Here is a 14,652-nt window from a genome sequence, read left to right on the forward strand (position 1 = left end):
TCCTCCTACTACTAATCTTGTGTTATTTCTTCCGAGGTCACATCCTCTTCCTCTTGAACGTATTCTTCATCTTCAGCATACGTTTCATCTTCCTCAACATAATTATTATTAATTATGTTGTCATTTCTTGAAACAGCAGTTGATAAATCAACATCAATATTTGACATATGAGGTGTCTCACCGTTAACTAGAATCTGAACCTGTTTAACAGTATCAAGCTCTGTCAGAGAATTAACTATGGTGTATAGAGTTACCTGCTCGGTAACGCCAGAAACGGCTGTTTCTAAAGTGGCATCAAAGTTTACTATACATACTCCATTATCAGAAACCGAAATAGAATTAAGTTTCGTTCCTGTTGGCAAAGAGGCTATTGTCTTTTGATTATCAGGCCCCTTCATAAGCTGTTCTATAACAACCTTTTCTCTAGACACGTTACGACTATAGTATACGTGACGATTTTCAGGAACTAGTGACATACCATCTGCACTTGCAAAATAAAGAGTCAAATCTGTTTGTAATAGCGAATCTGTTTCCTGCCCAAAGTCTTCTATGAAAGTATCTGCAGTCATTGCTCCAACAGTCTCTCCAGTAGAGTCAGTTAAAGGAACGTTGTTAATATAAAAGGTTATATTTTTCACACCTTCAATTTGTGATAGTGTCTTCACGATTGCTGCTCTAACCAATATTTCGGTATAGATATCAAGAGAATCATAATCTCCTACAAAAAACAATTCTAAAGCTCCATCATTTAACTTCCAGCTCTTAAACTCTACACCACTTGGAATGGTTGTAACGTAGTCGATATCTTCTGTTGTTTCTTGAAGCTTACTTATGGCTTCCTCAATTTGATCATGTGTATTTTGCCCTTGTAGCTCATAGCCCACAGGTGTAATACTTGTCTTATCCGTATTTACGTAGTAAATCTTGAACTCGCTACTATCTTCATTGTTAGAACAGCCCACAAGAGAAAGCATTAATGTGCATATAACTAAAAAAGTCAAAAACCTTTTCATTAATGGGCCTCCTTTTCAATATAGTTAAGAGGAATTCTAACATCAAAGGTTGAACCCTCTCCAAGCTTGGAGCGAACTTTGATTTCACCGTTATGCATTGCAATAGCATTTTTAGTAATGGCAAGACCAAGTCCTGTTCCACCAATCTCTCTAGAATGAGATTTATCTGCTCTGTAGAATCTGTCAAAGATATAATCAACTGATTCTTCAGGAATACCCAAGCCATTATCCTCTACTTTGATATAGAAGAATTGATGATCTGAATTAAGAGAAATATGAACCCATCCACCCTCTTCGTTATATTTGATAGCATTCTCTACCAAATTAGTAATAACAAGGGTAAACTTAACCTCATCTACCTCAGCAACTATAGGTCTGAAAGATTCAAAAACTACCTCAATATCAGCCTTTTCTGCTATAGGCTTGAGACGCTTAAGTATGTGTTCAATTAACTCGTTAATATTGACTGCGGAAACATTAAGCTTAGCTCCGCTTTTATCCATTCTTACCAAGCTTAAAAGATCATTTATAATCTTTGTTTCTCTGTCGATTTCATCTCCGATATCCACCATGAATTCCCTATACATCTCAATAGGAACATCCTCTGAACCATTTAAGGAATCAGCAAGAACCTTCATAGATGTAAGTGGTGTCTTCAATTCATGGGACACATTAGATACAAACTCCTGGCGGGACTGGTCAATTGCCTGTAGCTTTTTAATTACCTCATTAAACTTCTCAGAAACCTCTTCTAACTCTCTATAAGACTTAACGTCAGGCAATTCGTTTGAATACTCTCGAATGATAGCATCCAAACCATCTGACATTTTCTTCATAGGTTTAGAAAAATGCAAGGAAGCCAAAATAGCAACAATTACACTTAAAGAAATTATAATTACAGCCCCAATAAGTCCGTAAGAAGCAAAAATATCAAGGTTCTGATTAATATATTCCATAGATTTATTGATAATTAATGTCCCTACAATCTTACCGTCTGAATTGCTAAGTGGCACCGAAACAATGAGATACTTGGTATTATCATCGTAATAATAGAGAGACTCTCCCTGCATAGAACGAATAATATTATCCCAAATTACAGTTTTTCCAACGTCAACCGAGAAGGAATCCTTAACAATAGTAAGGCCAGAATTAACTATCAACAATCGACCATTGTAACTGTCGGCAATTGCTTTAAGTTCTGTGTCTAATAAGGAATTATGTTCCCCAAGAATGTATCCGCTAGTAACAATTTGATTATTGTACTGAGCAGCCTGGGCCATAAGATTCGCAGCATCTGTGCGAATAGAAACAGCTTTATACGCTCTTAAATAAATAGGCACACATACCAAAAATGGTATGATGCCTATTAATATTATTATGATTGCATTTTTAAATCCTAAGCTATGTAGTACTGAAAAACGATTTTTATTTTCCATTAACAACTCTCTTTAGTAATTAGTTTATCCCTAAATGTCTCTTACTGAAAATAGTAGCCTACGCCCCATTTTGTAAGAACATATTTAGGTTCCTTAGGATTTGGCTCGATTTTTTCACGAAGACGTCTAATGTGAACATCAACTGTTCTCTCATCTCCAGGATAATCTGTACCCCAAATTGTTCTAAGCAAGTCTTCTCGAGAAAATACCTTTCTTGGGCTATTTACAAGAAGCGCAAGAAGCTCAAATTCCTTTGAAGTAAGATTGTACTCGATACCAAGGATTGTAAGTCTACGATTGTTTTTATCTAATACTAAATCGCCATATTTAACTATGCCATCACTAGAGCCCTGATCCGAAGATGAACCATTTCCAAGTGAAGCTCGTCTCATAATTGCTTTGATTCTAGCCTTAACCTCAAGAATGTTAAATGGCTTTGTAATGTAGTCATCTGCTCCATACTCTAGGCCAAGGATTTTATCCATATCGTCGCCCTTCGCTGTAAGCATAACGATTGGCACACTAGAGAACTCACGAATACTCTGGCAGACTTCAAATCCACCAAGCTTTGGAAGCATAACATCCAATAGAATCATGTCATATTGATTATTGGTGGCCAAGTCCAGAGCTTCCTGTCCATCATAGGCACAATCCACTTCCATTCCATCTTGCTCTAACGAAAATCTGATTCCCTTGACGATGAGTTTTTCATCATCAACAACTAATACTTTTTTTGCCATAATCATCCTCTGTTGTTATTTAAATTTTTATTAATTTATAAATCTGATTATAAATTCCATCCCCGATTCCAGAAACATTTTTGATTTCTTCAATAGATGAAAAATCTCCATTCGCATCTCTATAAGACACAATCTGATTAGCCTTTGTCTGACCAATTCCTGGAAGATTTGTAAGCTCAGAAGCTGACGCTGAATTGATATTTATCAAGCCATCATCTGCTTGACTATCTGCATGCTCTTCCGCTTCTATTGCTTCACGTTCATCCTTGCTATAAATATAAATCTTCTGTCCATCCTCAAGAACGGTAGCTTGATTAATGTCAGAATCGTCAGCTTCTTCTAATAAGCCTCCGGCTGCCTCAATTGCCTGAAATACTCTGGAGCCTACAGATAAAGAATAAACCCCTGGGTTTATAACAGAACCTGAAACCTGCACAAATATTTTAGTATTTACAACCTCTGACAAATCTGTCTTCTCATCCTCAGATGAGCCTTCCTCGTGGGAAGAATTATCTGTTTCATCAATCAGCTCTGTAGATTGAAAATAAGATGTATTTCCACAACCAGTAAACAAAAACAGGCTGCAAAATACGAGAAATAAATATCTTTTCATTGTATCTCCTATTCTAAACAAAATGTCTAGCTTAGAAGATTGCAGTATCATCTCGTATATTGTAGCCAATAATTTTAGATATTACAAGAGTTTTACGGTATTATTTCAGAAACACTTGTAAAAAAAATCCATAATCCTACTTACCAGCGAAACCATCAAATACATTTTCTAACTTATTTTTAAATTCGTCAATGTCTTGTTCAGTTATTATTAGTGGTGGGAGAAGACGCAGTACATCTTTTCCTGCAGAAAGCACCACCAAATGTTGTTCCATTAGAGCTTTATTTACCACATCCTTCACGGGAATTGTAAGCACCAAGCCCTGCATCAAACCGCGACCTCTTCTTTCAGTTACGAAGTCGTATTTCTCCACAAATCTATCAAGAGTCTGCTCTAAATAAGGAGTAATTGCCTTTACATGCTCTAAAAGTTTATACTCCTCAAACATATCAAAGACCTGCGATACAGCTGTTGTACAAAGAGGATTACCGCCGTAGGTTGTACCATGATCTCCATGGACAAGGGATGCCTCTGCCACCTTATCAGTAACGCAGAAGGCGCCAATTGGAACACCATTTCCCAAAGCTTTTGCTGTAGTAAGTATATCAGGCTTTATATCATATTGTTGGAAAGCGTACATGCTTCCAGTACGTCCCATACCACACTGAACCTCGTCCAAGATGAGCAGTATTCCTTCGTCGTCGCATAGCTGTCTAACCTTCTTTAAAAAATCCTCATCGGCAGGATAAAGACCGCCCTCTCCCTGAACAGTCTCTAAAATAATAGCGCAAGTTTTATCAGTGAGGTTTGCAAGAACACTGCCAAAATCATTAAAGGTTGCAAACTTTACTCCAGACATTAATGGATAGAAAGGCTCACGATAATGATCCGTGCCAGTTACAGAAAGTGATCCAACTGTACGTCCGTGAAAACTGTTTTCCATAGCAATGATTTCATAATCACCTGGCCCCTTCTTCGTATATGCGAATTTCTTTGCAGTTTTAAGGGCTCCTTCAATTGCTTCTGCGCCAGAGTTAGTAAAGAAAACTTTATCCATGCCGGATGCCTTTACCAGCTTTTCAGAAGCTTCTATCATAGGAATATGATAATACAGATTTGAGGTATGAGTAATTCTTTTAAGCTGTGTAATCAAGGCATCTTCATAATCCTCATTACCATAACCAAAAGCCATTACTCCAATCCCAGATGCAAAATCCAAATACTCTTCATCAAGTTCATCATATAAATGAACGCCCTTGCCATAATCAAAAATTACATTGAAGCGATTATAAACATGTAGAAGGTTTTCCTCTGCCTTTTCAATATATTCTTTCTTATTCATTGTAATACCTCGTATCCTTATCTCCTATAATAGCTGTGCCAATACCTTTGTTAGTAAAGAATTCAAGGAGAAGACAGTGAGCAATTCGACCATCCAAAATATGTACTCTATTTACACCCTGCTCAATAGCTTCGATGCAATTGTTAAGTTTTGGAAGCATTCCTCCGCCAATATAACCTTCTCCAATCAATGCCTTTGCCTCCTCAACAGTTAATTCAGAAATAAGTGTATTTGGATCGTCCTTATCCTTATATACACCCTCAATATCTGTAAGGAATGCAAGCTTTTCAGCATCCACTGCCTTTGCTATCGCACAGGCGGCATCATCGGCATTAATATTATAGGTTTCGAAATTATCATCCATACCGATAGGACATACAATTGGAAGAAAATCGTTATCCAGAAGATCCATGATAATCTTTGGATTTACCTCTGTAATTTCGCCAACATAACCAATGTCCTGACCATTGGAAAGTTTTTTCTCAACCTTTAAAAGACCACCATCTTTACCTGAAACGCCAACAGCATTTACACCCAAAGCCTGAACGTTCTGCACCAAGGATTTATTAACCTTATTAAGAACCATCTCAGCAATTTCCATTGTAGGAAGATCTGTCTTTCTAAGACCGTTGATAAACTCTGGTTCCATACCAGTTTTTTCAACCCAACGGCTAATTTCTTTTCCTCCACCATGAACAATGATAGGCTTAAAGCCTACAAGCTTCAACAAAGTACAATCCTGAATAACCTGCTTTTTCAATTCTTCATCAACCATGGCGCTTCCACCATACTTTACAACGATGATTTTACGATTAAATCTTTGAATATATGGCAAAGCCTCAATTAAAACTGCCGCCTTATCCAAAATTGGTTGCATACTACTATCCATAATATCCTCCTTACTAAATGCCTGCTCTATACTATTTCATGCTCCCGCAAGCCATCTCCCATACTTCGCCAGGCAACTTTCCCCTTCGGGGCTCCCTCCTGGCTTGCATGGGACCCTCTTGCTCGCGCTTACCTGGTTTTTCTCCAGGCATTTGTCATGATCGATAATCTGCATTAATTTTGACGTAGTCATACGTAAGGTCGCAGCCCCAGGCTGTGGCACTAGCGTTGCCTTCGTTCATATTTACAAATACTGTAACAGTATCTTCTTTCATGATTTCTAAGGCCTTATCTTCATCAAAATCAAGAGGTGTGCCCTTGTCAAAAACCTTAAGCTCTCCATTTCTGCCTTTAAAGAAAAGTTCCACATCATTTTGATCAAACTGGGCTCCAGAATATCCCATTGCGCAAAGGAAGCGACCAAAGTTTGCATCACATCCAAAGATTGCAGCCTTTGAAAGATTTGATCCAACAATTGCCTTTGCCAATGTTTTAGCATCTTCCTTGGACTTCGCATTTACGATAGTAGCTTCAAAAAGTTTACTTGCGCCCTCTCCATCTGCGGCCATTTTCTTTGCAAGATATTCACAAACAAAACCAAGAGCTTCTTTAAAGGCTTCGTAGTCATCTCCTTCGGAAGAAATCAATTTATTCTCTGCCAAACCATTTGCCATACAAAGTAAAGTATCATTTGTAGAAGTATCACCATCTACTGTAATCATATTGAAGGTATCAGAAACTATTTCGCTTACTGCCTTCTGAAGCATTTCTTTGGTAATAGCAACATCTGTACCAAGGAAGGCAAGCATTGTGCACATATTAGGATGAATCATTCCTGAGCCTTTGCTCATGCCACCGAGAACTGCCTTTATTCCTCCAACCTCAAATTCAACAGCAATCTCTTTATTGACTGTATCTGTGGTCATAATAGCCTTTGACGCATCAGTTCCTGCTACAAGGCCTTCATCCAAATTATCAGCCATGACATTTACACCAGCCACTAGCTTTTCTACTGGCAACTGCATTCCTATAACACCTGTTGATGCAACTGCCACTGTGTCATAAGGAATTGAAAGCTTTTCCTCAACAGCCTTGGCAGTAGCTTCGCAAGCATCAAAACCTTCCTTACCTGTACAAGCATTTGCTATACCAGAGTTAACAACAACAGCCTGCATCTTCTCTGACTTCTTAACAATATTCATATCCCACTGAACACAAGCTGCCTTCACTACATTAGTCGTAAAAGTTCCTGCACTTACTGCTGGCACTTCTGAATAAACCATAGCCATATCAGTGCGCCCCTGATATTTTATTCCTGCAGCTGTGCTAGCTGCCTTAAAACCTTTAGGGGCTGTAATGCCTCCATCTATAACCTTCATACTCTTATACCTCCATGTCCGGTGGTAGATATAAATAATAATTGATTTTTCATCGTTTTCACTATACTCTCAAAATCAACCATTATTTATACCTACCACCTCACATAAAACACAAATTAACTATTGAACCTTATAATGTTTTCGTCGTTTAATACGAAGTCGTACGTGTTGTAGTCGACACGTTCACGCCAGCCTTCCGCGTGCCAGAACTGATTTCCAACCTCATTACCTGCGAAAGCAACTAATTGAATTTTATTTATTCCTTGATCCTTCAGTCTAAACATTGCTTCAGTGACCATAGCTTTTCCTATTCCGTGTTTACGATATTCCTCCTGGACGCAAACATGATAAAAGCTTCCATGTCTACCATCTGTTCCGACTAAAATCGTACCGACGATTTTTCCATCTACCACAGCAACCACAGACAAATCAGGATTTCGATTTAGAAAAGCAGAAACCCCTGCCTTTGAATCATCAATGGAACGCATTGCAAAGCCATGAATTGTAGTCCAAAGCTTATACACTTCATCATAATCATCCTGGTGCATGGTTCTGATTTGATAATCCAAACGAACACCTAAATCAACTGTAAAATTAATGCTTTCTTTTGTAATCATAACTACTCCGTTCTGTTGCCTTATGGGAACATTGGTGCAAAATCAAGTCCCATTTTTTCATCAAGACCAAAGATAATATTCATATTCTGTACGGCCTGTCCTGCCGCTCCCTTAACAAGATTATCTAAGGCTCCCATCATTACAATTCGTCCAGTTCTTTCATCAATCATGCAGCTTACATCCACAAAATTGCTGCCCTCAACCCATTTTGTTTCTGGACATTCACCATAATTCAAAACTCTTACAAAGAATTCCGAATCATACATATCGTGATACGCTTTCATTACCTCTTCTTTTGTAGGAAGCTTTCCATCCGTCTTTACCAGATTTGCGTATTCTGTAACAAGAATGCCTCTATTCATTGGAACTAGATGTGGAGTGAAATTTAACATTATTTCCTTTCCACAAGCGTAGCCAAGCTGTTCTTCAATTTCCGGTGTATGTCTATGGCTTGTAACACCATAAGCCTTAATGCTTTCATTTACCTCACAATACAGATTAGGAAGCTTTGCCCCTCTACCAGCCCCTGATGTACCAGACTTAGCATCAATAATTAATGTATCTGTATCAATTAAGCCTGCCTTAACAAGAGGATATGCTGTAAGAATAGAACATGTTGTATAGCATCCAGGATTAGCAATAAGTCTTGCCTTCTTTTCTTTATCTCTATTAATTTCACAGAGGCCATATACAGCTTCTTCTATAAACTGTGGGGACTTATGCTCAATTCCATACCACTTTTCATAGGTTGCAACATCTTTAATTCTAAAATCTGCTGATAAATCTATAACCTTGCAGTTATTAAGAATCTCTTCTGTCAAAACTCCAGCCAAATATCCCTGAGGAGTTGCTGTAAAAATCACATCGACTTGCTTTGATAATTCAACAATATTGTCATCTAAGCATTTATCTTCGACTAGTTTAAACATGTTTTTATATATAGAAGCAAAACGCTCATCCACATAAGATCTTGATCCATACCATATAATTTCTGCTTCTGGATGGCTATAAAGCAATCTAACAATCTCTGCTCCTGCATAACCAGTTGCACCTATAATTCCAACTTTTATCATAGCAAGCTCCTTTTCATTGATTTTTAATTCATTTTAGTACTTCACTTTCACAAAGTAAAGTGTTACAGCGAAATTTTATGAATTATTTTTGCATAAATATACACCCGATTAATATATATTTCAATAGAAATTTGCACAAAGTTGATATTTATACCTAGATTATGCATAAATTACCACTTGAATTAATCACTTTATTGTAGTACAGTATTTTCAGACTTCAATTCGGAAGGATTAAAATTACAAATACATTTATAAAGGAGAACTCACTATGGCAAAGGAAAAAGTTGTACTTGCTTATTCAGGTGGATTAGACACCACAGCAATCATCCCTTGGTTAAAGGAAAACTATGGATACGAAGTTGTTTGCTGTTGCATCGACTGTGGACAGGGAGAAGAATTAGACGGACTTTCAGAAAGAGCTAAAGCATCCGGAGCCTCTAAATTATACATTGAAGATATTGTAGATGACTTCTGTGATAATTATATTGTTCCATGTGTTCAGGCTGGTGCAATATATGAAAACAAATATCTACTTGGTACAGCAATGGCTCGTCCAGGAATCGCAAAGAAGCTTGTTGAAATTGCTAGAAAAGAAGGTGCTGTTGCTATCTGCCATGGCGCCACAGGAAAAGGAAACGATCAGATTCGTTTTGAGCTTGGTATCAAAGCTCTTGCTCCAGACATCAAGGTAATTGCTCCATGGCGTAATGACAAATGGAAGCTTCAGTCTCGTCAGGATGAAATTGACTACTGCAAGGCTCACGGTATTAATCTTCCATTCTCAACAGACCAGTCATACAGCCGTGACAGAAACCTTTGGCATATCAGCCACGAAGGTCTTGAGCTTGAAGATCCATCTCAGGAACCAAATTACGAACACCTTCTCATGCTTACTACTCCACCAGAGAAGGCACCTGAAAAGCCTGAGTATGTAACAATGACATTCGAAAAAGGTGTACCTACTTCTGTAAACGGAAAGAAAATGAAGGTATCAGACATCATCAAGGAGCTTAACGAGATTGGTGGAAGAAATGGAATCGGAATTGTAGATATCGTTGAGAACCGTGTTGTTGGTATGAAATCTCGTGGCGTATACGAAACACCAGGTGGAACAATCCTTATGGAGGCACATGCTCAGCTTGAAGAGCTTTGTCTCGACCGCGCGACAATGGAAATGAAAAAGGAAATGGGTAACAAGCTTGCACAGGTTTGCTACGAAGGCAAATGGTTCACACCACTTTGCGATGCAATCCAAGCTTTTGTTAAATCCACTCAGGAATACGTTACTGGCGAAGTTAAGTTCAAACTCTACAAAGGCAACATCATCAAGGCCGGCACAACTTCTCCATACTCACTTTACTCAGAGTCACTTGCAAGCTTCACAACTGGCGACCTCTACGATCACCACGACGCAGAAGGCTTCATCACCCTTTGGGGCCTCCCACTTAAGGTTCGTGCTATGAAGCTTCAGGAAAACAAAAATCAGAACAACAACTAATCAAACCATCGACCCTCGTACATTCTCGAGGGTCTTTTCAATTCGTTGCACTTTTATCGCTACTGTATGTATCACACAGACACACTATATATATAAATTATTCTCTTTCAAACTATATACAGGATTAAGTGTCTGATTTTGAAATGAACCTAGTGGAATAGAAAATGCAAAATTCATTGTCAATCATGCTAGAGACAGGGGCGGGGTCGGGCCAGGGAGGGCGGGCGGAGCCGGGCATGGATTAGGCTAGGGAGGCCCTGTATGGCATGTTATAGGGTATAAAAAAGACCCCTGGAAGTAAATCCAGGGGCCGATGGTTTGATATTTATTTTGCTGTGATGTAGCCCTGAGCCTTGAGAAGCTCTGCGCAAAGTACGGCACCACCTGCGGCACCACGTACTGTGTTGTGTGAAAGTCCTACGAACTTCCAGTCGTAGATGCTGTCCTCACGAAGACGACCTACGTTAATTCCCATTCCGTTCTCGTAGTCAACATCGAGAGCTACCTGTGGACGGTTGTCCTCTTCCATGTAGCGGATAAACTGCTTTGGTGCGCTAGGAAGCTTAAGCTCCTGTGGTACGCCTGAGAAGTTGTTGATTGCATCGATGAGCTGCTGCTTTGTAGGCTGCTTCTTGAACTTTACAAATACAGCTGCTGTGTGTCCGTTGAGTACAGGTACACGGATGCACTGGCTTGTAATCTTTACATCGTCAGCTGGAACGATAACGCCGTCTTTGATTTCGCCCCAGATTCTAAGTGGCTCTTTCTCTGACTTTTCTTCCTCGCCTGAGATAAATGGAATGATGTTGTGCTCCATCTCTGGCCAATCCTTAAATGTCTTTCCTGCGCCAGAAATAGCCTGATATGTTGTAACAACTACCTCATATGGCTCAAATTCCTTCCAAGCAGTAAGAACTGGAGCATATGACTGAATTGAACAGTTAGGCTTAACAGCAACGAATCCTCTTGTTGTACCAAGTCTCTTCTTCTGGAATTCGATAACATCCATGTGCTGTGGATTGATTTCAGGTACTACCATTGGAACATCTGGAGTCCATCTATGTGCAGAGTTGTTTGAAACTACTGGAGTTTCTGTCTTTGCATAAGCTTCCTCAATGGCCTTAATCTCATCCTTAGACATATCAACAGCTGAGAAAACGAAATCTACTTCCTTAGCAACTTCCTCAACCTCATTAACATTCTTTACGATGATATCCTTAACAGCAGCAGGCATTGGAGTGTCCATCTTCCATCTTCCGCCTACAGCATCCTCATATCTCTGACCAGCACTTCTTGGGCTAGCAGCGATTGTAGTAACTTCGAACCAAGGATGATTCTCAAGAAGAGATATAAATCTCTGACCAACCATACCTGTTCCACCAAGAATACCAACTTTTAACTTCTCGCTCATTTCAAACAATCTCCTTATTTTGTTTTTCTGTCACGGACATTTGTCCGCCGTAACAGTAATTTAGACAGTATTATAATTAAATTGTCTAACTTTTGCAAGGACTTTTTGAGAATTTCTCACAAAAAAAGTATTATCCTACATTTTCAACATTTTTAGCTCTTTATTTCTTGAAAATGTAGTCTAATACTTGTCTATTTTATTTTAAAAAATCCTTGCATGCTGCAATTTCATTTAACATTGCATCGTGTCCTGGAGCACCAACTGTAAGTCTCTTATTTACACAAGTCTCCATGGAAATAGCATCATAAATATCCTCTTCAAAGGCTGGGGAAATCGCCTTAAGCTCATCAAGAGACATATCATCAATGGCAATGCCTTTATCTATGCAATAAAGTACAACCTGACCGATAATACTGTGGGCATCTCTAAATGGTACACCGTGATTTACAAGATAATCTGCAGCATCAGTGGCATTTGTAAAACCATTTTTAGAACTGTCAGCCATAACCTCTTTATTAAAGCTCATTGTAGCAAGCATACCGTCAAATAATACGATACAGTTTTGAACTGTCTCCATGGCATCAAAGGCCATTTCCTTGTCTTCCTGCATATCCTTATTATACGCAAGTGGTATACCTTTCATTGTAGTAAGAAGTGATGTAAGGGCACCATAAACACGGCCTGTTTTACCACGTACAAGCTCAGCAATATCAGGGTTTTTCTTCTGAGGCATTATTGATGAGCCTGTTGAGTAAGCATCGTCGATTTCTACGAAACGGTACTCATTGCTGTTCCAGATAATAACCTCTTCTGAAAAACGAGAAAGGTGCATCTGAATTGTACAAAGGGCAGACAAAAACTCTATAAGATAATCTCTATCAGAAACACCATCCATAGAGTTGAGAGTAGGACCATCAAAACCTAAAAGCTCAGCTGTCATATTTCTATCGAGAGGATATGTTGTACCAGCTAAGGCACCTGAACCAAGTGGGCAATAATTCATTCGAACTCTTATGTCCTGAAGACGAAGAACGTCTCTTTTAAACATTTCAAAATAAGCACCCATGTGATGTGCAAGGGTGATTGGCTGAGCTTTCTGAAGATGTGTAAAGCCAGGCATAATTGTATCGATATGCTCTTCCATTATGCCAAGGATAGTATTAAGAAGATGCTTCAAAGCTTCCTCTGTGGTCTCCACCTGGTCTCTTGTATAAAGGCGCATATCTAAAGCCACCTGGTCATTTCTGCTTCGTCCTGTATGAAGCTTCTTACCAGCATCACGAATTCTATCAATAAGATTAGCTTCCACAAAGCTGTGGACATCCTCGTATTCTGATGTAATTTCAAGCTTTCCTGAATTAACATCAGCTTCAATACCATCTAAGCCTTTAAGAATTTCATCTCTTTCTGCATCAGTGATAACGCCAACTGCAGCAAGCATTTTTACATGTGCTCTGCTACCTCTAACATCCTGTGCAAAAAGCTTCTTGTCAAAGCTAATTGACGCATTGAAATCATAAACCATCTGATCAGTAGATTTTGTGAATCTACCTCCCCACAACTGTGCCATAACTAATCCTCCTTGTGTCTATCATTATATGAATATACGCAGCCGCAGTAGTCCTGTCGGTACATATCATATTCCTTTGAAAGTTCAGTGGAACGCTTATAGCCCTCCTTCTTTTTAAAATCATTAGGAAGCCACTCAATCCCCTCTTCTTCGCCTATGCGAATTCCGATTTCATTAAGGACCTGAGAATCCTTCATTGGTGATATTGTAAGCGTTGTTGTAAAAAAGTCAAACCCTTTTTCTTTTGCAACAATAGCTGTTCTTCTTAATCGAAGGTCATAACACTTATGACAACGTAAACCTTTTTCAGGCTCTTTCTCTAGCCCCTTAGCCATTTTATAAAAGCTATCAGTATCATAATCGCCTTCAATAAAAGAAACAGGATACTTTGTTGGAAACTCATTAATAAACCGCTGCTGTTCCTTTACACGATGATAATATTCTTCCTCTGGATAAATATTGGGATTGTAATAGAAAACGGTAACATTGAAATACTGAGATAAGTACTCAATACAATAGCTGCTACATGGACCGCAACAGCTGTGTAACAATAAAGAAGGCACTAGGCCTTCTTTATCTATTTTTGATATTATTTTATCTAATTCCTTTTGATAATTGATTTTATTCATTATTTATTTGACCAAATATATAAGAATGTAATTGCAAAAACATAAATAAAGGCCATAAGAACCATGAATGGAACCTGTGATGCCATTATTCCACAAACAACCTGCGCAATAAACACAAGACCATGAACCCAAATTGGAATTCTATTGAGACAAGCTGAAAGGCATGCCTCAAGTACCACCATAATACAAGCAATAACAACGCTTACATGGAAGGCAACCGTTGAAGCAATGATTGCAGCAACTGCAAAAATAGCTAAGCCAATAAGGCAAAGCATTGGTAAATTATCCTTTGAAAAGAAAGCTTTTATAGCCTTTGTGTCAACAGTAATCTTTTTATTATTCTCCATAAGAAACTAGTCTCCTATTTTTTATAATTTATGTAATGAATCTATACGAAAGTCCATAAAACATCTTTTTTGATTATAATAAAAAGCTGCTTAATA

Annotated in this window: 14 protein-coding genes; 1 reads left to right on the plus strand and 13 read right to left on the minus strand. The window is 38.5% G+C overall.

What is annotated here, in order from left to right; all coding sequences use genetic code 11:
- Positions 1–11: 11 nt before the first annotated feature.
- From BLR54_RS03055 to argC, 9 genes are all read right to left on the minus strand, one after another.
- Entirely contained in the window at positions 12–1,013 is a 1,002-nt protein-coding gene (locus tag BLR54_RS03055) for a GerMN domain-containing protein (RefSeq protein WP_090416798.1), read from the minus strand.
- Positions 1,013–2,449, minus strand: a complete 1,437-nt coding sequence (locus BLR54_RS03060; protein WP_090416800.1) for a sensor histidine kinase — start codon at positions 2,447–2,449, stop codon at positions 1,013–1,015. The genes BLR54_RS03055 and BLR54_RS03060 overlap by 1 nt, the downstream gene beginning before the upstream one ends.
- A 41-nt stretch (positions 2,450–2,490) precedes the next feature.
- On the minus strand, positions 2,491–3,189 hold the full coding sequence (locus BLR54_RS03065) for a response regulator transcription factor (RefSeq protein WP_090416802.1): 699 nt from the start codon (positions 3,187–3,189) through the stop codon (positions 2,491–2,493).
- 19 nt (positions 3,190–3,208) lie between these two features.
- Positions 3,209–3,802 carry a helix-hairpin-helix domain-containing protein gene (locus BLR54_RS03070; protein WP_176761839.1) on the minus strand — a complete coding sequence of 198 codons (594 nt, stop codon included), beginning with the start codon at positions 3,800–3,802 and terminating at the stop codon, positions 3,209–3,211.
- A gap of 136 nt (positions 3,803–3,938) precedes the next feature.
- Entirely contained in the window at positions 3,939–5,144 is a 1,206-nt protein-coding gene (locus BLR54_RS03075; RefSeq protein ID WP_090416805.1) for an aspartate aminotransferase family protein, read from the minus strand.
- Positions 5,137–6,033: an acetylglutamate kinase gene (gene argB / locus BLR54_RS03080; RefSeq protein WP_330388126.1), complete on the minus strand. Its 897-nt coding sequence runs from the start codon at positions 6,031–6,033 to the stop codon at positions 5,137–5,139. Before argB ends, BLR54_RS03075 begins: the two co-directional genes overlap by 8 nt.
- A gap of 154 nt (positions 6,034–6,187) precedes the next feature.
- Entirely contained in the window at positions 6,188–7,411 is a 1,224-nt protein-coding gene (argJ, locus tag BLR54_RS03085) for a bifunctional ornithine acetyltransferase/N-acetylglutamate synthase (RefSeq protein WP_090416808.1), read from the minus strand.
- Positions 7,412–7,527: 116 nt separating this feature from the next.
- A complete protein-coding gene (locus BLR54_RS03090) occupies positions 7,528–8,028 on the minus strand; it encodes a GNAT family N-acetyltransferase (RefSeq protein WP_242871189.1) in 501 nt (166 codons plus the stop codon).
- Positions 8,029–8,048: 20 nt separating this feature from the next.
- Positions 8,049–9,101, minus strand: coding sequence for an N-acetyl-gamma-glutamyl-phosphate reductase (gene argC, locus BLR54_RS03095; protein WP_090416810.1), 1,053 nt, complete (start codon positions 9,099–9,101; stop codon positions 8,049–8,051).
- 268 nt (positions 9,102–9,369) lie between these two features.
- Here argC and BLR54_RS03100 point away from each other — a divergent pair, with 268 nt between their 5' ends.
- Positions 9,370–10,599: an argininosuccinate synthase gene (locus BLR54_RS03100; RefSeq protein WP_090416812.1), complete on the plus strand. Its 1,230-nt coding sequence runs from the start codon at positions 9,370–9,372 to the stop codon at positions 10,597–10,599.
- 325 nt (positions 10,600–10,924) lie between these two features.
- Here BLR54_RS03100 and asd read toward each other — a convergent pair whose 3' ends face one another.
- The 4 genes from asd to BLR54_RS03120 form a co-directional block, all read right to left on the minus strand.
- On the minus strand, positions 10,925–12,010 hold the full coding sequence (gene asd, locus BLR54_RS03105) for an aspartate-semialdehyde dehydrogenase (protein WP_090416814.1): 1,086 nt from the start codon (positions 12,008–12,010) through the stop codon (positions 10,925–10,927).
- Between the two features lie 196 nt (positions 12,011–12,206).
- On the minus strand, positions 12,207–13,580 hold the full coding sequence (gene argH / locus BLR54_RS03110; RefSeq protein ID WP_090416816.1) for an argininosuccinate lyase: 1,374 nt from the start codon (positions 13,578–13,580) through the stop codon (positions 12,207–12,209).
- A gap of 2 nt (positions 13,581–13,582) precedes the next feature.
- Positions 13,583–14,209 carry an epoxyqueuosine reductase QueH gene (locus BLR54_RS03115; protein ID WP_090416818.1) on the minus strand — a complete coding sequence of 209 codons (627 nt, stop codon included), beginning with the start codon at positions 14,207–14,209 and terminating at the stop codon, positions 13,583–13,585.
- Positions 14,209–14,556 carry a hypothetical protein gene (locus BLR54_RS03120; protein ID WP_090416820.1) on the minus strand — a complete coding sequence of 116 codons (348 nt, stop codon included), beginning with the start codon at positions 14,554–14,556 and terminating at the stop codon, positions 14,209–14,211. Before BLR54_RS03120 ends, BLR54_RS03115 begins: the two co-directional genes overlap by 1 nt.
- Positions 14,557–14,652 lie beyond the last annotated feature (96 nt).

The organism is Pseudobutyrivibrio sp. YE44 (assembly GCF_900104335.1).
Taxonomy (GTDB): domain Bacteria; phylum Bacillota; class Clostridia; order Lachnospirales; family Lachnospiraceae; genus Pseudobutyrivibrio.